The organism is Halomonas sp. HAL1, from assembly GCF_030544485.1.
GTDB lineage: Bacteria > Pseudomonadota > Gammaproteobacteria > Pseudomonadales > Halomonadaceae > Vreelandella > Vreelandella arctica.
This window is the reverse complement of sequence record NZ_CP130610.1, coordinates 2,753,594-2,777,369: the sequence shown is the minus strand read 5'-3', so window position 1 is coordinate 2,777,369 and position 23,776 is coordinate 2,753,594. Positions and strand designations below refer to the sequence as shown.

General features: G+C 52.7%; 28 protein-coding genes. 21 read left to right on the top strand and 7 right to left on the bottom strand.

What is annotated here, in order from left to right:
* The first annotated feature begins 71 nt into the window (after nucleotides 1-71).
* Both Q3Y66_RS13035 and Q3Y66_RS13030 read left to right on the top strand, forming a co-directional pair.
* Nucleotides 72-365, top strand: a complete 294-nt coding sequence (locus Q3Y66_RS13035) for a hypothetical protein (RefSeq protein ID WP_008958984.1) — start codon at nucleotides 72-74, stop codon at nucleotides 363-365.
* Nucleotides 366-608: 243 nt separating this feature from the next.
* Nucleotides 609-911: a DUF6482 family protein gene (locus tag Q3Y66_RS13030; RefSeq protein ID WP_008958985.1), complete on the top strand. Its 303-nt coding sequence runs from the start codon at nucleotides 609-611 to the stop codon at nucleotides 909-911.
* Nucleotides 912-948: 37 nt separating this feature from the next.
* Here the strand turns inward: Q3Y66_RS13030 and Q3Y66_RS13025 are convergent, their stop codons facing one another.
* On the bottom strand, nucleotides 949-1,347 hold the full coding sequence (locus Q3Y66_RS13025) for a thiol-disulfide oxidoreductase DCC family protein (protein WP_008958986.1): 399 nt from the start codon (nucleotides 1,345-1,347) through the stop codon (nucleotides 949-951).
* Between the two features lie 9 nt (nucleotides 1,348-1,356).
* Nucleotides 1,357-2,943, bottom strand: a complete 1,587-nt coding sequence (locus tag Q3Y66_RS13020; RefSeq protein ID WP_008958987.1) for a cryptochrome/photolyase family protein — start codon at nucleotides 2,941-2,943, stop codon at nucleotides 1,357-1,359.
* A gap of 143 nt (nucleotides 2,944-3,086) precedes the next feature.
* Here Q3Y66_RS13020 and hemH point away from each other — a divergent pair, with 143 nt between their 5' ends.
* From hemH to Q3Y66_RS12965, 12 genes are all read left to right on the top strand, one after another.
* Nucleotides 3,087-4,166, top strand: coding sequence for a ferrochelatase (gene hemH / locus Q3Y66_RS13015; RefSeq protein WP_303319492.1), 1,080 nt, complete (start codon nucleotides 3,087-3,089; stop codon nucleotides 4,164-4,166).
* 237 nt (nucleotides 4,167-4,403) lie between these two features.
* Complete coding sequence (locus Q3Y66_RS13010; RefSeq protein ID WP_008958990.1) at nucleotides 4,404-6,755, top strand: putative monovalent cation/H+ antiporter subunit A; 2,352 nt, start codon at nucleotides 4,404-4,406, stop codon at nucleotides 6,753-6,755.
* Nucleotides 6,748-7,179 (top strand): Na+/H+ antiporter subunit B, encoded by a 432-nt coding sequence (locus Q3Y66_RS13005; protein ID WP_008958991.1) that lies wholly within the window; start codon nucleotides 6,748-6,750, stop codon nucleotides 7,177-7,179. Before Q3Y66_RS13010 ends, Q3Y66_RS13005 begins: the two co-directional genes overlap by 8 nt.
* Nucleotides 7,180-7,197: 18 nt before the next feature.
* Entirely contained in the window at nucleotides 7,198-7,545 is a 348-nt protein-coding gene (locus Q3Y66_RS13000) for a Na+/H+ antiporter subunit C (RefSeq protein ID WP_008958992.1), read from the top strand.
* A complete protein-coding gene (locus Q3Y66_RS12995) occupies nucleotides 7,542-9,146 on the top strand; it encodes a Na+/H+ antiporter subunit D (RefSeq protein ID WP_035587182.1) in 1,605 nt (534 codons plus the stop codon). The genes Q3Y66_RS13000 and Q3Y66_RS12995 overlap by 4 nt, the downstream gene beginning before the upstream one ends.
* Nucleotides 9,143-9,616, top strand: a complete 474-nt coding sequence (locus tag Q3Y66_RS12990) for a Na+/H+ antiporter subunit E (RefSeq protein ID WP_008958994.1) — start codon at nucleotides 9,143-9,145, stop codon at nucleotides 9,614-9,616. The genes Q3Y66_RS12995 and Q3Y66_RS12990 overlap by 4 nt, the downstream gene beginning before the upstream one ends.
* Nucleotides 9,616-9,885 (top strand): monovalent cation/H+ antiporter complex subunit F, encoded by a 270-nt coding sequence (locus Q3Y66_RS12985; protein ID WP_008958995.1) that lies wholly within the window; start codon nucleotides 9,616-9,618, stop codon nucleotides 9,883-9,885. The genes Q3Y66_RS12990 and Q3Y66_RS12985 overlap by 1 nt, the downstream gene beginning before the upstream one ends.
* Nucleotides 9,878-10,282: a monovalent cation/H(+) antiporter subunit G gene (mnhG, locus tag Q3Y66_RS12980; RefSeq protein WP_008958996.1), complete on the top strand. Its 405-nt coding sequence runs from the start codon at nucleotides 9,878-9,880 to the stop codon at nucleotides 10,280-10,282. Before Q3Y66_RS12985 ends, mnhG begins: the two co-directional genes overlap by 8 nt.
* A 202-nt stretch (nucleotides 10,283-10,484) precedes the next feature.
* Nucleotides 10,485-10,664, top strand: a complete 180-nt coding sequence (locus Q3Y66_RS20970) for a DUF2256 domain-containing protein (protein ID WP_008958997.1) — start codon at nucleotides 10,485-10,487, stop codon at nucleotides 10,662-10,664.
* The gene (locus tag Q3Y66_RS12975; protein ID WP_008958998.1) at nucleotides 10,661-12,106 is read left to right on the top strand and encodes a DASH family cryptochrome; all 1,446 of its coding nucleotides are present in this window, start codon (nucleotides 10,661-10,663) and stop codon (nucleotides 12,104-12,106) included. The genes Q3Y66_RS20970 and Q3Y66_RS12975 overlap by 4 nt, the downstream gene beginning before the upstream one ends.
* A gap of 92 nt (nucleotides 12,107-12,198) precedes the next feature.
* Nucleotides 12,199-13,467, top strand: a complete 1,269-nt coding sequence (locus Q3Y66_RS12970) for a lytic murein transglycosylase (RefSeq protein ID WP_008958999.1) — start codon at nucleotides 12,199-12,201, stop codon at nucleotides 13,465-13,467.
* A gap of 33 nt (nucleotides 13,468-13,500) precedes the next feature.
* Complete coding sequence (locus Q3Y66_RS12965) at nucleotides 13,501-14,067, top strand: ATP-dependent zinc protease (RefSeq protein WP_008959000.1); 567 nt, start codon at nucleotides 13,501-13,503, stop codon at nucleotides 14,065-14,067.
* A 30-nt stretch (nucleotides 14,068-14,097) separates the two neighbouring features.
* On the opposite strand, the gene Q3Y66_RS12960 is transcribed toward Q3Y66_RS12965, so the two are convergent.
* Nucleotides 14,098-14,811 (bottom strand): 16S rRNA (uracil(1498)-N(3))-methyltransferase, encoded by a 714-nt coding sequence (locus Q3Y66_RS12960; protein WP_303319491.1) that lies wholly within the window; start codon nucleotides 14,809-14,811, stop codon nucleotides 14,098-14,100.
* A 135-nt stretch (nucleotides 14,812-14,946) separates the two neighbouring features.
* Between Q3Y66_RS12960 and phaR the strand changes: the two genes are divergently transcribed.
* The 7 genes from phaR (at nucleotide 14,947) to Q3Y66_RS12925 (ending at nucleotide 19,506) form a co-directional block, all read left to right on the top strand.
* Nucleotides 14,947-15,453 carry a polyhydroxyalkanoate synthesis repressor PhaR gene (gene phaR, locus Q3Y66_RS12955; protein ID WP_008959630.1) on the top strand — a complete coding sequence of 169 codons (507 nt, stop codon included), beginning with the start codon at nucleotides 14,947-14,949 and terminating at the stop codon, nucleotides 15,451-15,453.
* Between the two features lie 65 nt (nucleotides 15,454-15,518).
* The gene (gene purD, locus Q3Y66_RS12950; RefSeq protein WP_008959629.1) at nucleotides 15,519-16,805 is read left to right on the top strand and encodes a phosphoribosylamine--glycine ligase; all 1,287 of its coding nucleotides are present in this window, start codon (nucleotides 15,519-15,521) and stop codon (nucleotides 16,803-16,805) included.
* A 79-nt stretch (nucleotides 16,806-16,884) separates the two neighbouring features.
* A complete protein-coding gene (locus Q3Y66_RS12945; protein ID WP_008959628.1) occupies nucleotides 16,885-17,325 on the top strand; it encodes a thioesterase family protein in 441 nt (146 codons plus the stop codon).
* On the top strand, nucleotides 17,325-18,197 hold the full coding sequence (locus tag Q3Y66_RS12940) for a phosphoribulokinase (RefSeq protein WP_008959627.1): 873 nt from the start codon (nucleotides 17,325-17,327) through the stop codon (nucleotides 18,195-18,197). The genes Q3Y66_RS12945 and Q3Y66_RS12940 overlap by 1 nt, the downstream gene beginning before the upstream one ends.
* A gap of 42 nt (nucleotides 18,198-18,239) precedes the next feature.
* Nucleotides 18,240-18,581 (top strand): histidine triad nucleotide-binding protein, encoded by a 342-nt coding sequence (locus Q3Y66_RS12935; RefSeq protein WP_008959626.1) that lies wholly within the window; start codon nucleotides 18,240-18,242, stop codon nucleotides 18,579-18,581.
* Between the two features lie 49 nt (nucleotides 18,582-18,630).
* Nucleotides 18,631-19,272 (top strand): 2-polyprenyl-3-methyl-6-methoxy-1,4-benzoquinone monooxygenase, encoded by a 642-nt coding sequence (coq7, locus tag Q3Y66_RS12930; protein ID WP_008959625.1) that lies wholly within the window; start codon nucleotides 18,631-18,633, stop codon nucleotides 19,270-19,272.
* 75 nt (nucleotides 19,273-19,347) lie between these two features.
* Nucleotides 19,348-19,506, top strand: a complete 159-nt coding sequence (locus Q3Y66_RS12925; RefSeq protein ID WP_008959624.1) for a DUF1328 domain-containing protein — start codon at nucleotides 19,348-19,350, stop codon at nucleotides 19,504-19,506.
* Nucleotides 19,507-19,592: 86 nt separating this feature from the next.
* Here the strand turns inward: Q3Y66_RS12925 and ettA are convergent, their stop codons facing one another.
* The 4 genes from ettA to Q3Y66_RS12905 all read right to left on the bottom strand — a co-directional run bounded on the left by ettA (nucleotide 19,593) and on the right by Q3Y66_RS12905 (nucleotide 23,743).
* Nucleotides 19,593-21,254: an energy-dependent translational throttle protein EttA gene (gene ettA, locus Q3Y66_RS12920; protein WP_008959623.1), complete on the bottom strand. Its 1,662-nt coding sequence runs from the start codon at nucleotides 21,252-21,254 to the stop codon at nucleotides 19,593-19,595.
* 155 nt (nucleotides 21,255-21,409) lie between these two features.
* Nucleotides 21,410-21,622, bottom strand: coding sequence for a PA3496 family putative envelope integrity protein (locus tag Q3Y66_RS12915; protein WP_008959622.1), 213 nt, complete (start codon nucleotides 21,620-21,622; stop codon nucleotides 21,410-21,412).
* A 189-nt stretch (nucleotides 21,623-21,811) separates the two neighbouring features.
* On the bottom strand, nucleotides 21,812-22,246 hold the full coding sequence (locus Q3Y66_RS12910) for a PAS domain S-box protein (RefSeq protein ID WP_008959621.1): 435 nt from the start codon (nucleotides 22,244-22,246) through the stop codon (nucleotides 21,812-21,814).
* A gap of 183 nt (nucleotides 22,247-22,429) precedes the next feature.
* Nucleotides 22,430-23,743: an MFS transporter gene (locus tag Q3Y66_RS12905; RefSeq protein WP_008959620.1), complete on the bottom strand. Its 1,314-nt coding sequence runs from the start codon at nucleotides 23,741-23,743 to the stop codon at nucleotides 22,430-22,432.
* Nucleotides 23,744-23,776: the final 33 nt, after the last annotated feature.

Sequence of the window (23,776 nt, the reverse complement as noted above, 5' to 3'; positions counted from 1 at the left end):
AGTCACTTGAGGATGGGGAGCGAGCTCGTATAATGCCCCACCCATGATATGCAAATAAACGGGAGTAGCAAATGGCAGGTGGATTTCGGCGCGGTAATCGGCAGCGTCTTCCTAAGCTAGAAGGTCGCGGTGAGCTTGAAGCACTGGAGCGTGAAGGGCCTTTCAAAGAATGGTTAGGTATGCCAGACCTTTATCGCTACCATTTGGTCGTGGAGGGGGAAAAGTATAGCTATCAAACCGAAGATGGAGAGCTGCCCGTTAAGGTGGGGGATAAGGTCGTGTTTCGCTACAAAGAGACCAAAGGCGGCAACTGGATTGACCGTAATTCACTTGGCAAAGCCATCGACCCTTCTGAATACCAGTAAAATAACGACTTCTTGACGCTTCGGTCAGGAACTCTCTTGCGCTATTGCCCTCGAATGTAGTTGAAAATTAGTGGTTAAGAAATCAGTTGTTGAATAACCCACTATTGTGAGTCTATCTTTTAATGGATGTCACAACACTGCAACAACAGGGCAACAGGAACGTCATAGGGTGCAGTCATGCTGTGCCCTGATGCCATATCTGATGGCATACTTGATGACATAGACAAATAACAGGAGGGAACCATGGAACTGAAGGATCTTAAGCAGTTTGTCGCCAGCCACGACAACTTTGAAATTCGCGTGATTACCCATTCGGGTAGCCGTTTTTATCAGGTTGAGCTGGAAGATGTTGAAGGCGAGCGCCATATGCTGATGCAGCGTTCTAAGCCAATGCTATTTCGCTCGCTGGATGATGCCTATATGGAACTCAAACGGGCTGGCATTCACCGCGCTTACTTAGTACAGCACGTGCCTCACGATGAAGTAATTGGTCGTGACGCTCATTACAGCGAGCCGCTTACATCGCGTATGCCGTTAGTATTTTAAGTTTACGCGCTAACCCAAACGCTTCACGTATAAATCGTTAACTCTTAGCTTTACGCTTTTCCCACCACCGCCCGATTCGTATTCGACGACGGGCAAAATAACGGTAACCGGCATTCATCACGCCGCGTACACCCGGTAAGCATGAAATCTTCACCAGCCGCCGGTAGCCCAACACTGCATAGAGGGCACGGCTGGCATCCATCCCGATATACCACTCTCCTTGGCTATCTTGTAGATGAAGTTGGCCCATCATCGCATTAAATTCCTGCCCGTACGCCTGAGCGTTAAAGTCACTGGCCTGGATATCTACCAGTGCGATGCGTTCCTGGTGACGATGCTTTTTAAGCCATGCCACTTCTTGCTGACAAAAAGGGCAGTGGCCGTCATGAAACAGCGTAACAGGGAGCGATGCCTTCAGTGGTGAGTAGCGGCTCATTGTTATTCCTTATTGGCGTTCGGTTGTGGATATTGCATAGCCTGCCGTGTGGCAGGATTGCCCGTAGCCTGGTGATGTCTCCAGTTGTGATAAAAAGTTTTCAGCCTGCTGGCGAATAGCTTCACGCTTCTCATCGGTCATGCGCCTCAGGGAGCCGTAGATTAGCTTCATGCGTGGGTTTTTATTTAATCGCTCCGCATTGGCTTCAAGGAAATGCCAGTAAAGGCTATTGAAAGGGCAGGCGTTGGGGCCGATGACCTGTTTTGGCGAGTAGCGGCAGTGCTGGCAGTGATCTGACATTTTGTCGATATATTTACCCGAGGCACAGTAGGGCTTGGAGCCCATTAAGCCACCATCGGCATGGAGTACCATGCCCAAGGTATTAGGCAGTTCCACCCACTCGCTGGCATCGGCATAAACCGCTAAGTACCAATCGCACAGAGCTTCCGGTTTGACGCCACAGAGGAGGGCAAAGTTGCCAGTGACCATTAGCCGTTGAATATGATGGGCGTAGCTATTGTCGATGGTCATTTGAACGGCGCGATTTAGGCACCGCATATCGGTGTCTGCGTCCCAATAAAAGGCTGGTAGTTCGCGCTTAAAGCCTAGTGGGTTGGCGCTTTTGTAGCTGGGCATCTGTGTCCAGTAGAGCCCGCGCACGTATTCGCGCCAGCCAAGAATTTGACGGATAAATCCTTCAACCGCATTAATCGGGGCTTCACCGGTGTAATAACACTGCTCTGCGGCTTCGCAAACCTCATGAGGAGACAGTAGGCCGATGTTCATCGCGGCAGAGAGTCGCGAGTGATACAAATAGGGTGCGGAATCGCTGATGGCATCCTGATAGCGGCCAAACTGAGCCAATCCATGCTGCATAAAGTGCTTAAGATCCACTAATGCCTGCTTACGGGTCACCGGAAGGTTAAAGTTCGTCAGTGTGCCCATATGATCACTAAAGTGGCGTTCCGCATCGGCCAGAGCGTCTTGGGTAAGCTTGTCTTGGCGGTGTTGTGGCAGCTCAGGAAACTCAAGCGCTGACTTGATGGGCTGGCGATTATCGTGATCAAAATTCCACTTGCCGCCAGCAGGCTCATCGCCCTCCATCAGGAATCCGGTCCGCTTGCGCTGTTCACGGTAAAAATACTCAAGTCTTAACTGTTTGCGGCCACTTGCCCACTGGCTAAAATCGCTGGGCGTCGTAAAAAAACGCTCATCTTCAAGAAGCCGCCAGGGAATCGTGGCGTCTTCACGCTGGTGCATCGTCTTCCACAGCCGCCACTCTCCAGGCCGCGCAACGCGTATCTCGTCGCAGCCATACTGTGCGGCTATACGCTCGGCTTCCTCAATGAGGGAGTGGCAATTATCGGCATCATCCAGGGCGCTGTAATGGACTTGGAAACCCTTATCACGCAGTGCCTGGGCAAAGTGACGCATGGCGGCCAAAAAAAGGGCGATTTTGTGAATATGATGAGGCACATAGCGTGCTTCTTCAGCGACTTCGCACAGAGCAACGACCGCATTGGTGGGGGCTTCTTGCAGCGTTGTGAGTGAAAAAGAGAGCTGGTCGCCGAGTACTAGAAGCAGAGGCTTAGACATGAGTTGGCCTGTAGTTATACAAATGATGTCAATAGTATAACTTTATGCCGCCGCTTTGCCGAAAAGTGATAGGATTTAGCCCTCTGGTATTCATAAATTGTATTAGTGATCAGTGACACCGTTATTTTCCAGGAGCAAGTGTAATGACCGAAAATGTCGTCAAGGATCAACCGGGCGAGGGTCGGTTGGCCCATGCACCTAGTGATCACCCGTCGGTGCCGCGTGCCAAGGTCGGTGTTGTGCTCGCGAACTTGGGAACACCGGATGCCACCGACTACTGGTCAATGCGTCGCTACTTGAGTGAGTTCCTGTCCGATAAGCGCGTGGTCGACTATGCCGGTTGGAAATGGCAGCCACTGCTGCAGTTGATTATTTTGACTAAGCGTCCTTTTTCGTCGGGTAAGGCGTACCGCAGTATTTGGAATAACGAAAAAAACGAAAGCCCGCTGCTAACCACTACCCGGGCTCAAACCGAAAAAATGACGGCGCGGCTGAAAGCACTCTATGGTGACGATGTCGAAGTCGATTTTTGCATGCGCTATGGCAACCCTTCTACTAAAAGCGTGTTGACCCGAATGAAAGAGAAGGGCTGTGAAAAAATCGTCTTTTTCCCCCTCTACCCTCAGTACGGTTCTCCTACAACGGCAACGGCTAACGACGAAGCATTTCGTACGTTGATGAAAATGAAGTGGCAGCCATACATTCGCACAGTGCCCGCGTATTTCGACCATCCTGCCTATGTTCAGGCGTTGGCTAACTCGGTACAAGAAGCCTATGACGGTTTTGCGACCCGGCCCACCAAGCTTGTCGCGAGCTACCATGGGGTGCCCGAGCGTTACTTGATGGAGGGAGACCCTTACCACTGCCAGTGCCAGAAAACCACTCGTTTGCTGCGTGAGAAGCTTGGTTTCAGCAAAGAGGAGGTCGATACCGCCTTCCAGTCACAGTTTGGCCCTGAAAAGTGGGTTGGCCCGCAAACCGTCAAGCATGTAGCGGAGCTTGCCAAGCAGGGGCATAAACATATTGCGATTATGTCGCCGGCTTTCTCGTCAGATTGTGTCGAAACCCTGGAAGAGATCGAAGAGGAGATTCGCGATAGCTTTATGGAAGCGGGCGGAGAGACGTTTAGCTACATTCCTTGCCTGAATGATCGCGACGACCATATCGAAGCGCTACTAAGAGTAATCAATAATGAATTAGCGGGTTGGTTGTCTATTGCCTAACGTGTAACACCTTATTTGCTATAGTCATTTCTTGACAACAGCCGCAGACGAGTTTTTTTTCGCCAGCGGCTGTTTGCGTTTAAGCGTTTGACTGGTCAGTCAAAACCACCTGTTATAAGGTGTACAACTTTAGAATCACACTACTTCAACGCTGGCATGCCAGTGACAGGGCATGATGCCTGGGTATTCGCCTCAACCTCCAAGGTGAGCCTTTCATTTTTCAGGAGATTTCGCCAGATGCAACTTGCCGTTTTAATGGGGTTTTTGCTGGCCGCGTCGTCACCGCTACTGCATCGTTGGTTTGGGCATCGCACCAGTCTTGTACTGGCGCTTTTCCCAGCAGGGTTAGCGGCCTGGCTGTTACTACAAGCCCCTGAAATCATTGAGAACGGCAGCTTGCTGTTGGAGTGGCAGTGGGTGCCTTCCCTGGGTATCAGCCTTACTTTCCTGCTGGATGGTTTGTCACTTCTATTTGGGCTATTGATCACCGTCATGGGCGCCTGCGTGCTGGTGTATGCCGGTGGTTACTTAAAAGATCATCCCGATATCGCACGTTTTCATATTGCACTCGTCGCCTTTATGGTCTCAATGCTAGGGCTGGTGTTAGCGGACGGGCTATTTACACTGTTTATTTTCTGGGAACTGACCAGTATTACCTCCTATTTACTGATCGGTTTTAATCACGCCGATATTGAAGCACGTAAGTCTGCCCGTCAGGGCCTGTTCGTCACGGTGGCCGGTGGCTTAGCATTAATGGTGGGCCTGGTATTGTTGGGGATTGCGAGCGATAGCTGGTCGCTGGCGGAGATCCTTAGCCAGGAAGCCGACTTGCGTGAGCATGCACTCTACACACCCATGCTGATCTGTTTGCTGCTTGGGGCGTTTACCAAATCGGCTCAGTTTCCGTTCCACTTCTGGCTGCCCAACGCCATGGCCGCACCTACGCCGGTCTCTGCCTACCTTCACTCCGCCACGATGGTGAAAGCGGGCATTTATCTACTGGCTCGCTTACACCCAGAGCTTGGTGGAACGGCGATGTGGGTCGGTATTTTGTCCGTTGTTGGGGCGACGACAATGCTGACCGGCGCGTTCCTAGCGATTCACCATACGAATATCAAAAAGCTGCTCGCTTACTCGACCATCATGGCGTTGGGTACGCTGACAATGTTGTTGGGTATTGGCACTGAATATGCGATGACCGCTTTTGTCACTTTTCTGCTAGCGCACTCCCTGTACAAGGGCGCGCTGTTTATGGTCGCCGGTATTCTTGATCATGAAACCGGTACCAAAGACGTGACGCAGATGGGCGGGCTGCGCTCGTTAATGCCAGTAACGGCGATGATCGCATTGGTAGCGGCGCTTTCACTTGCAGGGGTTCCGCCGCTGTTTGGCTTTATCGGTAAGGAGCTAATGCTTGAGTCTGTGCTAGGCGCCGGTAGCTTCCGTATGCTGTTGGTATTATTCGCTTTTGTCGCTTCCATTTTGACCATCGCGGTGGCCTTTATCATTGCGTTACGGCCCTTTTATGGTAAGCGTCACCATACCCCCCTTGAGCCTCATGAAGCGCCGCTAAGCATGTTAGTGGGCCCTGCGTTACTGGCAGTAGGGTCGCTACTGTTGGGCTTAATGCCAGCCTTGCTAGGCGCTAATGCCTTATTAACGTCAGCTGCCACTTCTGTTTCTGGAGAAACGATGGAGGTGACACTGTCACTTTGGTACGGCATCAATGTGGCGTTGATAATGTCGATCATCAGCCTGGGCGTTGGCTTTTTGCTGTTTAAGCGTTGGGATAGTGTGCGAGCCAAGCTTTCATTACTGGCTCCGATCATGCGCCATGGTCCCGAAGCGGGCTATGAAAGCATGATGAACGGCATTGTGCAGTTCTCTGAGTGGCAAACACGGCTGCTGCAAAACGGCTATATGCGTAACTACATTCTGGTGATGTTGATCACGCTTATTGCGCTGATTGGGAATTCAATCTTGTTACGCCATTCGCCAATATTCGCTTTTGATCTTGATGTCCGTTTCCACGAGGTGGTAGTGGCGGGCACGATGGCAATGGGCGCTCTATTTGCCACAACGACTCGCTCGCGCCTTGGGGCCGTCGTGTCGGTTGGGGTAATGGGTTTCTCTATTGCGTTAATTTTTATTCTTTTCAGCGCGCCGGACTTAGCGATTACTCAGTTACTGGTGGAAACTTTAACGGTGATTTTATTGGTGCTGGTGCTGTTTCGGCTGCCGAGGTTTTCAAATCTTTCCACCAGTCTAGAGCGCATAAGAGATGGTGTGGTAGCCGCGATGATGGGCATTTTGATCTGCTTATTGATTATGACTGCGTGGAGTATTCAGCAGTTTGAACCGATTTCGACGTACATGATTGAGAACAGTGCTCCGCTGGCTTACGGCCGCAATATCGTCAACGTTATTTTGGTTGATTATCGCGCTCTGGACACCCTGGGTGAGATGTTCGTGCTGGCACTCGCAGCGATTGGTGTAATTGCCATGCTTAAGCTGCGTCATGGAGAGAACAGCAATGGCAAGAGCGGGGAGAGCAGTAAAGTGACCACCAAGGAGCCTTACGATGGTTAAGTCAGGCACGATTATTCTCAATACGGCGGCACGGCTGTTGATGCCGCTGCAATTGCTGTTTTCTGTTTTTCTGCTGCTCAGGGGGCACGATGAGCCGGGCGGTGGTTTTATTGCCGGTTTGGTAGCCGCTGGGGCCTTTACGCTTTACCTATTTGCCTTTGGGGTGAGCGCGACCAAAGAAGTGCTGCGGATGGTTGATCCCCGTGACCTGATAGGCATCGGCCTGCTGCTGGGGATGATCTCGGTGGTGCCCGCTTGGTTTATGGGTCAGCCTTTTTTGACTGCCCAGTGGTGGACTATTCCGGTGATTGATTTTAAAGCCTCCACGCCGCTGATTTTTGATATCGGCGTTTACTTTGCCGTGCTGGGCTCCGTGACGGGCATGGTCATGACGCTGATGGAGGTGGATAAGGATGAACCCTGAATTCACAGGAGGCACCGCATGGAACCATTGATGGCAGTGGCAATTGGTCTGCTGTATGCGACGGCCATTTTTATGATGCTGCGTCGCTCTATCGTCAAACTGGTGATTGGTTTGATGCTGCTTTCCAACGCTGCCAATTTGCTGATTTTCACCACGGCGGGCATGACCCGTGGTGCCCCGCCGCTGATTGCGGAAGGTATGATGCAGCCGCCTAGCGGCGTAGCTGACCCTTTGCCCCAAGCGGTTGTGCTAACAGCGATCGTGATTGCCTTCGGGGTACTGGCGTTTGCAGTGGTATTGATTCGACGTGCCTATGAAGTCGTTAAGGCCGATGATCTCGATAAGATGAAGGATACTGATACGTGAGGCCTGAAGTTGCTCTTCCCGTCCTCCTGCCCTTGTTGTCAGGGGCTATCTCGTTGCTGTTTTGGCGCTCGCGACCCATGCAGCGATTCATGGCGGTGGCTGGCAATGTCGCGCTGCTGATAGTCAGCCTGTGGCTGTTTGTATCGACGTTGTCAGATGGCTACGTAACGATGCAGATGGGCAGCTGGCCAGCCCCGTTTGGGATCACCTTAATCGCCGACTTGCTCAGTGCCGTCATGGTTTTGATGACCGCGATTATCGGCTTGGCAATGGGGATTTACTCATTAGCAACCACTGGCCGTGGCCATGAAAAATTCGGCTATTACCCCTTGATGCACCTGTTGCTTGCCGGGGTGACCGGCGCGTTTTTGACCGGCGATATCTTCAATCTTTATGTGTGGTTTGAAGTGATGCTGGTGGCCTCGTTTGCGCTGCTGATTCTGGGTGGCGAACGCGCCCAGATGGAGGGGGCGATTAAGTATGTCACGCTGAACCTGTTAGCGTCGGTGATCTTCCTAACGGCGGTGGGGCTGCTTTACGGAATGGTGGGAACGCTCAACATGGCCGACATTGCGCTGCGCATGGATGAGGCGGAGCACACTGGCATGGTCGAAGTGTTAGCGGTCATGTTTATGGTGGCGTTCGGGATCAAGGCGGCGGCCTTCCCGCTGTTCTTTTGGTTACCTGCGTCTTATCACACGCCACCAGTCGCTGTTTCAGCGCTATTTGCCGGGCTACTCACTAAGGTCGGCGTTTATGCGATGTTCCGTGTTTTCACGCTGATATTCGATCAAACCATGGGCTATCTTCAGGACATTATGCTCTGGGGCGCAGTATTTACCATGGTAACGGGCGTGCTGGGGGCGGCGGCCCAGTATGAGTTCAGGCGCATTCTGTCGTTTCATATTGTCAGCCAAATTGGCTATATGATCTTAGGTTTGGCGCTTTATACACCATTGGCGATTGCCGGGGGTGTGTTTGCCATCGTGCATAATATGGTGGTGAAGACCAATCTGTTCTTGATTAGCGGTATTACCCATCGTTTGCAGGGCACGTACCAGCTTAAAAAAATGGGGGGGCTTTATCGTGAGCGTCCTTGGTTAGCCATTGCTTTCTTTATCTCTGCCTTCTCGTTGGCCGGTGTGCCGCCGCTATCAGGTTTTTTTGCCAAGTTTGTGATTGTTCGCGCGGGTCTGGAAGTTGAGGCCTATGTGGCCACTGGTATTGCGCTGGTGGTGGGGCTAATGACGCTCTACTCCATGGTCAAAATTTGGAATGAAATATTCTGGAAATCGCTACCGGAAGATAATCTGGTACCCGAAACGGCCACGCCGACCGGTGACGATGGGCGGCTGTTAAAGCCAAGTCTGTGGATGATGTATTTGCCAGTAATGGTGCTGGCTCTGTCATCGTTACTGATTGGTGTGTTTGCCGAACCGATTATGTGGGTAATGACCGGCATTGGTGATCAGTTGCTTGAGCCTCGCGGGTATATTGAAGCAGTGCTGGGCGCTTCAGCCAGTGCCGAAGATGTGCTGCTGGATTCAGCTGCCGCCAACGATGAAGAACCTAAGGCTGACGCCGGGGAGGAGTTGCCATGACCGGTGCTATTTGGAACCTGCTGTTAGGATTAGCCTGGGTACTGTTGAGCGGTGATTTCAGTGGGCTGAATCTCCTTGTCGGCTTAATCTTCGGCTATATCACTCTGGTGCTAATTGAGCCTCAGCTGGATGCCCTGAAAGGTTATCCTGCTCGCGTGCCGCGCTTGATCGGTTTTATCGGCTTTTTTCTAAAAGAACTCATTCAGGCCAACTTACGTGTCGCTTTCGATATCGTGACGCCACCTTGGCATATGAAGCCGGGGGTTATCGCTATGCCGCTTTCCGCCCGCACCGAAATGGAAATTACCATGGTGGCCAATCTGATTTCATTAACGCCGGGAACGCTTAGCCTGGATGTGTCTGATGACCGTAAGGTGTTGTATATCCATGCGATGTTTTTAGACAATGAAGAGGAGTTGCGGCGTAATTTAAAAGAGATGGAGCACCGGGCCCTGGAGCTGTTTCGCTAATGGATACGGTTATTCTGATCAGCCAAGTCATCATGAGCCTGGCGCTTATCCTGACCTTTGTTCGTGTCGTTCGTGGCCCGAGTCTGCCCGACCGCGTGGTCGCATTGGAGCTTTTTTCAACCACTGTTGTTGGGTTGGTTGGGGTGTATGCGATCAAGTCGGATGTTGCCAGCTTCCTGGATGCCGCCATTGTGATTGCCTTGATGGGGTTCTTGGCGGCGATAGCGTTTGCACGCTTTTTGGAAAGGGGAGGCCCTCGGGATGATTGATTTCATAAAAGGCACGCTCATCATCGCGGGCGCGCTATTTATACTGCTTGCCTCGGTAGGCCTGCTGCGGTTGCCTGATTTGCTAACGCGGATGCACGCGACCACCAAAGCGGCGGCGTTAGGCGTGATTTTGGTTATGCTGGCTGCCGCTATGCACTTTGCAGAAGTAGGCATTGTGGCCCGTTCGTTTGCCATTATTGTGTTTATTTTGATGACCGCACCCGTAGCGGCCCATGTTATTGGGCGAGCCGGTTACTTTGTCGGTTCCAAGCTTTGGAGTGGAACGGTCAAAGATGAATTGCGCCCTAACTACGACCCATTGACCCACGAATTAAAAAGTGGCCTGGAAACGCAGGAAAATGCCAAGCGCCAGCCAAGGGAAACAGACCCCGATTAAAGCTGACGGCACCAATCCTGTCACCGCCAGTGAATAACCGCCATTGAGCCACCTTCGGGTGGCTTTTTCATATCCTCTGTTTAATAAACCCCGTTATTTTTATACACACTGGTAAAAACTTAGCATGTACAATAATTATACCGTATAGGATAATGTGTCTATGTTTTGAGGCGTCCTACATGCTGCGCGTGAGTAATGTTCAATGCACCGCAAACAACATTTGTCGCAAAAAACCTGCGTTCAATGCGAGCGTCCCTTCTTTTGGCGGAAAAAATGGGCGCGCTGCTGGAACGAGGTGTGCTACTGCAGCGAACGCTGCCGTCGTAGTGCTAAGCAGCCAAAGCGCTTGGCATCAAAGCACCCCAAGGAGGCACAAGCATGAACAGCACGATCGATATTGTCTGGCTGCAAGACGACCTGCGTATTGCGGATAATCCTCTTTTTCACTTTACCGCTCGTCCTAGCTACCTGCTTTGTCTCTTTGTAGTCGATGAGCAGTGGTTGGCACCTCTCATAGAGGGCGAATCGACGCCGCGGATCGGGCCAGCCCGATTACGCTTTTTATGGCAAAGTTTGATGGAATTGCGCGGTGAGCTTTTGCAACGCGGCAGTGATTTGTTGGTACGCATTGGTAAGCCGAGTAACGTTGTCATTGAGTTGGCCGCTTCGCTTAATGCCCGACAAGTGCGCGTTGCCGAGCATCCTGGGGTTGACGAAAATACCCATATCCAAGCAGTTGTAGAGTCGCTGCCTAGTGAAACAACCGTTACGTGCATGGAAAGTGGGCGCCTCTTTGAACGCCATGCATTGCCTTTCGAGCAGGCGGCATTACCCAACAGCTTTTCTGCCTTCAGGCGTAGCGTAGAGCAAGCATGTACGGTGCCTGAGAGTCGCTGCGCACCGGTAACGCTGCCCCCCTGGCCTGAAGCTCCCAGAGGATTTCCACCCTTGAAAGCCGTCTGTGAGCAGAGCGCCACTTGGCAGCCTGATAGCCGTCAGGGCTATGTGTATCGGGGTGGTGAATCGGCGGCACATACGCGCCTTAACGATTACATTTGGCGTCAACAGGGCGCAGAGACGTATAAGGAAACCCGCAATGGCCTGCTGGGCGCGAATTTTTCAACCCGTGTTTCACCTTGGCTCGCCCGCGGCTGTCTGTCGGCTCGCCAAGTGTATGCGGCGGTGAAAGCGTGGGAAGCGGAGCACGGCAGCACCGAATCGAGTTATTGGATTACTTTTGAGCTACTTTGGCGGGAGTATTTTATCCGTGTCGCTGAGCTGGAAGGGGCGAAGATGTTTGGCTCTCGTCAACCAGCCAAGCTCTGTGCCACTTTTGATGCCTGGCGCAATGCTGCCACAGGGCTGCCATTTGTGGATGCCGCGATGTTAGAGCTGCGCCACACTGGCTGGTTATCCAATCGCGCCCGGCAAAACGTGGCCAGCTTTTTGGTTAAAGACTTAAAAGTGGATTGGCGATTAGGCGCTTTATGGTTTGAGCACTGCTTGGTTGATTACGATGTTGCCAGTAACTGGGGTAATTGGCGTTATATTGCCGGGGTAGGGCGCGATCCACGACAGGATCGCTATTTTAACGTGCTCAAGCAGGCAGGCCATTATGACCCACAAGGGCTGTATGTTGCACATTGGTTGAAACCGCTCGCAAATTTCCCTCCTGGTTTAGCACGCCATCAACCATGGCGTGTCAATGCTCTCGCGTTTAAGGCTCCTTATGTTGAACCCGAACAGTGGGCGCAGTGGTTAATTCCTTACCAAGAAGCGGTTACAACAGCCAAGCCGCCTATATTGACTAACGTTACAAAGTAACCTTCACTGATGACCAGCCGTGAAGGCTGGCATCTACGACTTTTCTAGGCCATCATCCCAGGCATGCCAAGGACTGCCTAAGGATATAAATGATGTCTCGTAATTTCTCTGCTGGGCGACCATTCCGCCCTTTAGTATGTGCCTCGTTCATTGCCGCGTTAAGCACTCCTTTTGCAGGCAGTGTTGCGCTCGCCGACTCTCAATTGATGACAGAAGTAGATACTCAGGCGGCTACTGAGGTTAGTTATGCAAACTTTCATCAGTGGCTTCAGGAGTTTCGTCAGTACGCCGCCAATCAGGGAATCAGCGAAGCAACCCTGAGCAGTGCACTGGATGGCGTACGCTTTCGCGAGCGGGTGATCGAGCTCGACGGTTATCAGCCCGAATTTGTCCGCGCTATCTGGGAGTACCTTGATACTGCGGTGTCGTCTACGCGGATTAATACCGGGAGGGAGAAGTTGGCTGCCCACCGGGATACCGCGCTGGAGATGCAGCAACGCTTTGGGATACCTGCCGAAATTATCGTCGCTATCTGGGGAATTGAGAGCAACTACGGTAGTAATTTCGGCGATTTCTCGACCTTGGAATCCCTTGCCACACTGGCTTATGACGGTCGGCGTCGTGACTTTGCTCGTGGTGAACTACTCGCTGCCTTGCGTATTATCGACGAAGGAGATATCGCCGCCGAGCAGATGAAAGGTTCTTGGGCAGGGGCGATGGGTCATACCCAGTTTATCCCTAGCAGTTTTGAAGCCTATGCCGTGGACGGCGATGGTGATGGCCGTCGCGATATCTGGGGCAGTATCCCCGACGTTATGGCATCAACGGCTAACTATCTTGACCGGGCTGGCTGGCAGGCCGGTCAGCCGTGGGGAGTCGAGGTGCGTTTGCCAGAAGGCTTTGATTATGCTCAGACCGAGCGACGCAGCAGCGCCGAATGGCGTTCTCAAGGCGTAGAGGCTCGCCAGGGCGAGTTGCCAGACTTTGATAGTGCGGCCATGGTTATTCCCGCTGGCGCTGAGGGCCCTGCCTTCCTGGCAGGCGCAAATTTCCGCGCCATTTTACGCTATAACAATGCCACCAGTTATGCATTGGCTGTCGCGACACTGGGTGAGGCGATCGCCGGGCGTGATGGGATTCAGCATGCATGGCCGCGGGATCAGCAACCGCTTACCCGTGACGATGTTCAAGAGCTTCAGCAGGGCCTAAACCGCGCTGGTTACTCTGTGGGCGGCGCGGATGGCGTAATGGGGCCTAATACACGCCAGGGGTTGCGGAACTTCCAGCGAGATCAAGGGTTAATACCGGATGGCTTTGCGACGCAAGCACTGCTTGAGCAGTTACGCAGTCATTTAGAGTGACCAGGTTTACGTTAATTTACCAAGGATGATGCTATGCAATTAATGGGCAAAAAGTTACTAGAAAAGTTACTAGGCAGTGTGTTGATGGGAGGCTTGCTCTCTGCCTCCGTGGCAATGGCCGATGACGATCAAGTATTTGGCTGGGTTGAAAAAGCAACTCTGCAGCCTTGGGATATTGAAGTGAAAGCCAAGCTTGATAGCGGCGCATTAACGTCTTCGCTAGATGCGCGGGATATTGAGATGTTTGAGCAAGATGATGAAGAGTGGGTACGCTTTCGTTTAAAGCTTGAAGATCAGGAGAGCGGTGAAGTTTTTAGTGATCAAATTGAGCGTCCGCTCTATCGAGAATTAGCAGTGCGCGGAGCAGGCGGTCGCGACGAGCGCCCTGTGGTGCTGCTGGAAGTCTGTATGGGCGATACCATTTATGAAGAGCAATTCAGTCTGCGCGACCGCGAAGAGATGAACTACCCGCTACTGCTGGGCCGCCGTACGATTAGCCATCTTGGCATGTTAGATGTGCGTGAAACGTTCTTGCAAGATCCTGAGTGTGGGGAAAACGCGACCGTTGTGCCCCACGACCCGGAAGATGATCAATCTTAACCACTTACATTTACACTGACATTTTCTAAGTTAAAACAGCCGTGACAGCAGCGCGGTCACGGCTGTTTCGACGCGTAGAATGCGCGGGCCAAGGTGCATGCCCTCGCAACCCGCCGTCAGCAACTGCTCGACTTCCCACGCTATAAATCCTCCCTCTGGCCCTACTAATAACAAGGTAGGTTCACTGATATTTCTTGGGCAGGGATCAGGCATACCGGGGTGGGCGACCAATCCGCGGCGGTTGCCCAGTAGGCCAGGTAGTTGCTGCTCTAAAAAGGGGCGAAAGCCTTTGCTCAGCGTGACAGTAGGTAGCTGTGTATCGCGCGCTTGTTCCAGGCCTAACAGTAGGTGTTGATGAATTTTTTCAGCGCGTAACTCCGGTGACTGCCAGTAACTTTTTTCTACCCGCTTGGTATGCAGTAAGGTGATCTCTTTCACACCTAGCGCCGTTACATGCTCCAGCGTGCGCGCTAGCATCCGTGGGCGGGGTAGTGCTAACACCAAGTGCACGGGAAGCGGTGGCGGCGGTGGCTCATCAAGGGTTTCTAATTGAAAAAAGGCGCGTTCCGCTGTGAGTTCCTTCAGCAGCGCTTTACCCATGTGACCGCCCTGTACGCCTACGGTTAGCAGGTCGCCGGGGGTCGAGCGATGGACATCGCGCAGATGTGTCAGGCGACGTGGGTCGGTGATGCAGACGTGGCCGTCGGCGGTAAGATCGTTAGGATCAAGCAAAATCAAATTCATAATGAGGGTCTATTGGTCACAGAACAGGCGCAGAGCGCCTTGCTAAACTATTAAGGTGGCTTGCATGGACGCGTGGTGCAGGCACAATACCAGTAACGGGAACAAAAGCCCCTATCGCGTTTAAGGAGATGCGCCGTGCGCGTGATTCGCAAGTATGCTAACCGTAGGTTGTACGATACGCAGCAAAGTCGTTATGTAACGCTGGAAGACCTGCGCCGTTTAATTATCGAAGAAGAGCCATTTCGGGTAGAAGATGCCAAAAGCAGGGAAGATCTGACGCGAACTATTTTGCTTTCTATTATTATCGAGCAGGAGCAAGCGGACAGCGAGGCCGAAGTGTTTTCTAACGACCTGCTGGCGCAATTAATCCGCGTTTACGATATGACATCACCGTTGCCGTTGTCGCGCTACCTAGAACAGGGCACTCAACTGATGTTAGAGCAGCAAAAACGTTTGCAAAGTCAGTGGAAGCAGGCGATGCGTAACACGCCGTTGGAATTTATGCGCGAGTTAGCTGAAGAGAATATGCGCTTTTGGCAAAACACGCTGAACCAGCCCGGTCAAGCCGATGACTCAGAAGATACAACGCAATCTGAGGGCGATAGCCGCGACACCAACGATGATAACAAACCTACCTCCTAACCCCACTCGCCGCTGCGCTGTGGCATAATGCCGCCGATACGCTCTCCCGTTTGAGAAGGATGCACATGAAGGTTTTGATGATAGGCGGCGGTGGTCGTGAGCACGCCCTGGCTTGGAAATTAGCGCAATCTAAACAGGTTGAGCAAGTATTTGTCGCGCCTGGAAACGCAGGCACCGCCACGGAGCCTAAGTTAACCAATGTGGCGATTGCGGCAACCGATTTAGAGGGTCTGATCGCCTTTGCCCGTGATGAGCAGATTGGCCTTACCGTGGTAGGCCCTGAGGCGCCTTTAGTAGACGGTGTGGTCGATCGTTTTCAAGCAGCAGGGTTAACAATTTTTGGCCCTACGCAGGCGGCTGCCCAGTTGGAAGGTTCCAAATCCTTTACCAAGGATTTCCTGGCTCGTCATGAAATCCCTTCAGCGGACTATCAAACCTTTACTGAGGTACCCCCCGCGCTGGCCTATCTGCAAAAAATGGGTGCGCCGATAGTGATCAAGGCGGATGGCCTGGCTGCGGGTAAAGGCGTCATCGTAGCCCTTAGCGAGGCCGAAGCAGAGGCCGCTATACGCGATATGCTGGAAGCCAATGCGTTTGGCGATGCAGGCGCTCGGGTGGTGATTGAAGAGTTCCTAGAGGGTGAAGAGGCGAGCTTTATTGTCATGGTGGACGGTGAGAATGTCGTGCCTATGGCGACTAGCCAAGACCATAAACGTGCCTACGATGGTGATACCGGCCCGAATACGGGTGGTATGGGGGCTTATTCGCCAGCACCGGTGGTTACCCCTGAAGTTGATGCGCGCATTATGGAGCAGGTGATTCTGCCCACTGTGCGTGGCATGGCTGCTGAGGGCAATGCCTATACGGGGTTCCTGTATGCAGGCTTAATGATTGATGGCGCCGGTAACCCTCGCGTTATTGAGTACAACTGCCGCTTCGGTGACCCTGAAACCCAGCCGATTATGCTGCGCTTGCTTTCTGATCTGGCGGAGCTTTGCTTGGCGGGTGCCGAAGGCCGATTGGCCGGGCAGCGTTGCGAATGGGATTCGCGTGCGGCGGTAGGCGTGGTATTGGCTGCTGGCGGCTACCCTGGCAGCTATCGCAAAGGCGATGTTATCCACGGCTTAGCAGACGCTGAACAGACGGGTTGCAAAGTGTTTCACGCGGGCACAGCGCAAAATGCCAAGGGTGAAATCACCACTTCAGGCGGTCGTGTGCTGTGCGTAACAGCGTTAGGTGATAGCGTTTCAGAAGCGCAGCAGCAAGCATACCAAGGCGTTCACGCGATTCACTGGGAAGGCGTTGAGTGTCGACGTGATATCGCGTTCAGAGCGATTGCTCGCGAGGGGTAAGTAAGCCTGATGCTGAGCTAGCTCTGAATGCATACGCCGTTTAAACCGAGGTTCCCTACTTCACTGACGAGGAAAAGGCATGGAGCGTGTCAAGCTGGACTTTCCCGCTGAAGCGGTCATTCATCGTCACTCTCTGACAGTGCGGGTAACCGATATGAACTACGGCCGCCACTTGGGGCACGATGCGGTGGTATCGCTGCTCCACGAGGCGCGTATTCAGGCCTTTGCGGCGCTGGATCTGCCTGAATGGGACATGCACGGGCATCCATCGGTCGTCGCCGACCTTGCGATAACGTATCAAAGTGAAGCACGCTGGCCTGACGCTTTGATCATTGCGACTGCCGTGCCTGAGCCTCAAGGTACAGCGTTGACAGTTTATCAGCGCATTTACCAGGCAGATTCCCAGCAGGTTGTCGCGACAGCACGGGTTAATCAACTGCTGATTGATCTTGCTACGGGGCGTCCTGTTGAGGTGCCTGAGCAGGTTAAACAAGCGCTTGCACATGCGAGGTGCGGCTGATGTCACGGGAGTATCCGATCATTGCGGTCACCGGCTCTTCCGGGGCGGGCACGACCACCGTTCGGCGCAGTTTTGAGCGGATGTTTCTGCGTGAAGATGTGCATGCAGCCGTGGTCGATGGCGATGCCTTTCACCGCTACACCCGCGATGATTTGCACCGTATCTTCCGGGAGGAGCCCGAGCGCAAAGATGAGCTTTCTCATTTTGCCGTAGAGGCTAACTTACTGGACCGCCTGGAAGGCTTGTTTAGCGAGTATGGCGAACATGGTTCAGGTACCTTTCGGCACTATATCCACGCCGAAGATAAGCAGAAAATTGAAGCGGGCTACCGGGTGGGGACGTTCACCGAGTGGCAATCGCTGCCCTGTGGAACCGACCTGCTGTTCTATGAAGGTTTGCACGGCGGGCTGGTGACTGAAGAGTATGACATTGCCCGCCATGTGGATCTTTTGGTAGGCGTGGCACCCACCATGAATCTTGAGTGGATTCAAAAAATCGACCGTGACACCAAACTGCGTGGTTATTCACAAGAAGCGGTTATTGACACTATCCTGGGCCGGATGGATGACTATGTCCGTTATATCCAACCGCAGTTCTCGCGCACCCACATCAATTTTCAGCGGGTGCCTACTGTTGATACCTCCAACCCCTTTGAGGTGCAGGATATCCCCACTGATGCTGAGTCGTTTGTGGTCATCCGCTTTCGAGATCCCTCCACGGTTGATTTCCCTTGGTTGCTGGCGATGATCAAAGATTCGTTTATGACCCGCCCGCATACCTTGGTGGTACCCGGCGCGCGGATGTCGCTGGCCATGGAGCTAATACTTGCCCCTCTGGTCAGGCATCTACTGGCGCAGCGGCGCTTCCGTTAATCGTGACCGACAGCATTGGCTGAAAGCCGTAAGGAGAGTTATATGGATTGTCTGTTTTGTAAAATCATCAAGCGCGAAATCCCTGCCGATATCGTTTATGAAGACGAGCATGTGTTGGCGTTTAACGATATTGGCCCTCAGGCGCCGACGCATCAGTTGATCATTCCCAAAAAGCATATCGCTACACTCAATGATATCGATGAAACCGATCTTGTGACGGTAGGGCGGCTACAGTTTACTGCCGCCAAGCTTGCCCGTGAGCAGGGCTTTGCTGAAGATGGCTATCGTGTGGTTATGAACTGCAACGAAATGGGCGGGCAAACGGTCTACCATATCCACATGCATTTAATGGGTGGACGCGCTTTCACGTGGCCTGCTGGTTAGTCTAAGTAGACCGCTATCGTCACCCGTCATCAAACAACGGAGTGTTGCCGTGGATCGTCAACAGAGTCGTTCAGATCGCGTCATCCACCAGTTTGATACTGTTTTACGTACGCTAATGCCTCACGCGGCCGCATCGCAGCGCACCAGCCCTGCAGTGGGTGTTGTCGATGGCGTGCTCGATGATCAAGAGCGCCGCCACGCGGCGGGTTTGATGCGGATTAATCATACCGGTGAAGTGTGTGCCCAAGCGCTTTACCAGGGGCAGAGCGTGACCGCTAAACTTCCTCATGTGCGTCAACAGGTTGAGCAGTCTGCACTGGAAGAGATCGATCATCTGGCCTGGTGTGATGAGCGTTTAGTGCAGTTACAAAGCCGACCCAGCTATTTAAACCCGCTCTTTTATGTAGCCTCGTTTGGCATCGGTGCAGCGACTGGGGCAGTCAGTGATCGTATCAGTTTGGGGGTTGTTGCCGCGACGGAAGAACAGGCAAGCAAACATCTTGATGCTCACCAAAAATCGCTACCCCCCGGCGATTATCGCTCACGAGCTATCCTACGCCAAATGGCTGTTGATGAGGCGCATCACGCCCATCTTGCTTTAGAGGCAGGAGGCATTCGTTTTCCTGCCCCGGTGAAGTGGGGCATGCGACTGGCATCGAAAGTCATCTCTAAAAGTGCCTATCACCTTTAAATTCTAATAGACGCCGCATAATGGAGTGTGCAGGAAACCCCTAAGGGAAGCGATAACCAAGGAAAGGAGCAAAGGATGCTAGGCAATGCAGTGCTGTTTTTCATCATTGCGATTATCGCAGGAGTGGTTGGCTTTTCCGGCATTGCCGGGGCTGCTTCAACCATTGCGCAAATACTGTTCGTGCTATTTTTAATTCTGTGTATCGTTTCATTTCTTACTGGTCGTAGACGTTAGGCGTTTACTGACATCAGCGCAATTAAAAAGGCCCCGCAGTGCGGGGCCTTGGCTATCAATATCACGCGTCAGTGTGAGGCAAGCTATCAGGCATCAATGCGCTTGTACTTCATACGCTTAGGCGTATCGTTGCCGACTCGCTTTTTATGATCTTCTTCGTACTCTGCGTAGTTGCCTTCAAACAAGACCACTTCAGAGTCACCTTCAAAGGCCATAATGTGCGTGGCGATACGGTCTAAGAACCAACGATCGTGCGAAATCACCATGGCACAGCCGGGGAAGGCGAGTAGTGCGTCTTCCAGTGCCCGCAGGGTTTCGATATCCAAATCGTTTGACGGCTCATCAAGCAACAGCACGTTAGCGCCTTGCTTGAGCGTTTGCGCAAGCTGTAAGCGACCACGTTCACCCCCGGAGAGCTCCGATAAACGCTTCTGCTGGTCGTTACCCTTAAAGTTGAATCGACCAACATAGGCGCGGGAGGAGACTTCGTAGCCGTTAATATTCAGGATGTCCTGACCATCCGATACGGCTTCCCAGACAGTTTGCTTGTTGTCCAGCGCATCGCGTAACTGCTCGACATAGGCGATGTCGACGGTTTCGCCAATCACAACCTCGCCTGCATCGGGCTGCTCTTTACCGGTCATCAGCTGGAATAGGGTCGACTTACCTGCGCCGTTACCGCCGACGATCCCCACAATCGCACCCGGGGGAATCGTGAAAGAGAGGTCTTGATAAAGCAGCTTGTCATCGAAGCGTTTGGTCACGTTATGAAACTCAATGACCTTGTCGCCTAGGCGTGGACCAGGCGGGATATAGATTTCATTGGTTTCATTGCGCTTCTGGAAGTCGCCTGACTGCATTTCTTCAAAGCGGTTAAGACGCGCTTTGCTTTTTGCCTGGCGCCCTTTGGCGTTGCTGCGCACCCACTCAAGCTCTTGCCTGATGGCTTTTTGGCGCGAGGCTTCCTGCTTGGCTTCTTGGTTTAAGCGTTGATCTTTCTGCTCAAGCCAATGAGAATAGTTACCCTCAAACGGGATACCCTGACCACGGTCAAGCTCAAGAATCCAGCCCGCCACGTTATCCAGGAAGTAACGGTCGTGGGTAATCGCCACTACGGTACCGTTGTAGTCGTGCAAGAAGCGCTCAAGCCAAGCCACTGATTCTGCATCAAGGTGGTTGGTAGGCTCATCCAGCAGCAGCATGTCAGGACTTGAGAGCAACAGGCGACATAGTGCCACCCGGCGACGTTCACCCCCTGATAGGTTGCCGACTTTGGCATCCCAAGGAGGAAGGCGCAACGCTTCAGCGGCAACGTCTAACTTACGTTCTAAGTTATGCGCATCGGCCGCCTCGATAATGTTTTCCAGCCGCCCCTGCTCGCTTGCCAGGGCATCAAAATCGGCGTCTGGCTCGGCGTAAGCTGCGTACACCGCGTCTAACTTCTCTTGTGCTTCTTTAATTGCCCCTAGCGCTTCTTCGACGGTGTCGCGGACGTTTTTCTCGTCGTCTAGTTCCGGCTCCTGGGGCAGGTAGCCAATATTGATGCCGGGCATCGGACGAGCTTCACCTTCAAACTCTTTATCGACACCGGCCATGATGCGCAGCAGTGTGGACTTCCCCGAACCGTTAAGCCCCAATACGCCGATTTTGGCACCAGGGAAAAACGATAATGAGATATCCTTGAGAATTTGCTTTTTGGGCGGCACTACTTTGCCAACCCGATTCATGGTGAAAACGTATTGCGCCATGGAGATCCGTTAGGTTGTTGATAGAAAAAAACGACAGCAGCAGGCTACTGGCTAAGGAGTGATGATAGTGGTCTGCGCCAGGAAAGGCTAGGCTGCTTAAGGTGCGCGGCTAGCCAGGCCCACTCATTGGCTGAGAAGGCCAAGCTATTCAACGCTTACTCTTCTTCGTCCCAGTCGTCTTCTATGGCTCGCTGAAGTCGACGCTCTTCTAGCCATGCTTCTACTTGGCGTCGTGCGCGTAAGCTGTCTGCTTTGCTAGGCTTGCTTTTACCGTAATGGTCATCATTAACGGCGTCTAAACTTTCGAACTCGTCTGAGTCGATTGCTTCACTGGTAAACGTTTCACGATTTAGGGGATCACGGCTCATGTGATGTCCTCCAACCCAGCCGGCGTGCCGGCGTAACAACGGCTCCACTTATTAGCACATACGGATCAAAAAGCATGTGTGGATTGCAAAGTGAAGCGCCTAGCGCAAATTAAGCGCCTTGCGGCTATATAACGCCAGTAGGGATGAAGTTCAAGCATTGATCGGTTTTTTTAGTGAGAAAGTTAATAATTAGCGGTTATCTCGCTGTTTTTGTAACTCCACAAGCGCAAGCTGAGCCTCTACACGTTCCGTTACGTCTTTTTGTACGCCAATGTAATACATCAGCTCGTCTGCTTCGTCGTAGACCGGTGTAATGGATAATTCATTCCAAAACATGGTGCCGTCTTTACGGTAATTACGCAGTACTTCGCGAGAAGGGCTGCCATCTTTAAGCGCGTCTCGGATAGAGACCAGGGCATCCTGGTCGCGGTCTTCGTTCTGTAAAAAACGACAGTCGCGATACAGAATTTCATCCGCGCTATAGCCCGTTAAGCGCTCAAAGCCTTTATTGACGTAGATGAGGATATTTTCATCGCCTTCCTGCTCAGCAACAACAATACCGTCTTCCGAGGCGTCAATTATGCGTTCGAGCAGCTCTGGACTGATCAATGGAGATCGTTTCATCAAGGGGTTCCTGTTGCAGCTCCAATCCTTCCCGCCGTTCAAAGTGACTTTTTTTGCCTGTGAACGGGCAGGATTTCAAATCATTTATTATCAGCAGCATAGCAAGGGCTCCAATCTACCGCTGCTATCTGGCTCTATCATGGCGAGCGTTGTCACGCATTGCAATCGTGTACGCGCACCGTCTCATTCGACCTCGGGCAATTGGTGGGCGCTCAATACAGCCCCCACAGCGGTTGCAGCAAGTATTAGCAGTAGTATGGCGCTACCAAACCATTGTGCAAGAGCGCCAATAATGCCGCCTACCAAAAGCATTAATACGCCTGTTAACGTGTTAGAGAGCGCAACGTAAAGCGCCCGATTATCTTGACTCGCCATATCAATGAGGTAGGTTTTACGCCCCAAGCGCACGCCATGGTGAATAATCACTAATAGTGCGTAAACCACCGCATAGGGCCAAATACTTTGTGCCCACCCGCCTGGCAGCCAGGCCAAGCTGGCAGCTAATAAACAGCAAATAGCCGTACCTACCGCTGCATCGCGCATAACGTTGCGGCTCGATTGGTCGGCGCGCTTGCCCCAGACGGGGCTTGCCACCATCGCTGCAAGCCCCGATACCACAATCAAAATACCCAGGCCGCCGAGGTCGGTGCCACTTTGGTTTTGCCCCAACAGGGCGATGTAAGGCAAAGCAAGTGCACTTGATAGCAGTAATGCCCTGGCAAGGTTGAAGTGTAGAAAAGTGCGATCATTTTTTAGTAGCGACAGACCTAGCTTAATACTGTCCCAGCCGTTTTCTCCTCCTTCAACGGCGCCAGGCGCTTCTTCAATACGGGCCGCGGCTAAGGCATTCATTAGCCAGCCACTAGCGGCGACTACGAGTAAGAGCGCCACGATGACATTGCCGGGGCGACTATCAAGCAGCATGAGTACAGCGCCCGCCGCCAGCGTAGCGCCACCGGCAACGCTGCCGCTCCAGCCCATCAACGTGCCGCGGCGGCGTTTGGAAATAGTCTTACCCAGCACGTCTTTGGTCGCGATGGAGGATAAGCCCCGTGCCAGCGAAAGCAGCACGAGCGAGGCTAACACTAATGCGCCGCCCAAAGAGCCGGTGGCGAACAACGCAAGTAGGGCCAGCACTAATGCGGCTAGCGCCTGAATCAGCGCACCTGTTACCCATACCCATTTCCGTTTGGGTTTTAAGCGGATAAAACCCGCCACAAAAATTTGTGGCAGTAGCGCACCCGCCTCACGTATGGGCACTAGCAAGCCTACCATCCACACCGGTGCCCCAATAATGCCCATCAGCCACGGTAAAACTAAGCGCGCGCTAGATAACTCGTCAGCCAACTTATTTCCTAAAGAAGCCCATAGGTGTAGGAAAAAATTGCGCGGCTGTTCGTTGCAAGCACTGTCAGGTATGTCATCGCACATGCGGCTATCTTCATCGCCTGTTAGCCACTCATAAAGGCGAGACTGTGAAACATCCGGTTGAGCCATGACGGTTCCTTGGCGATTGCTAATTTAAGATGA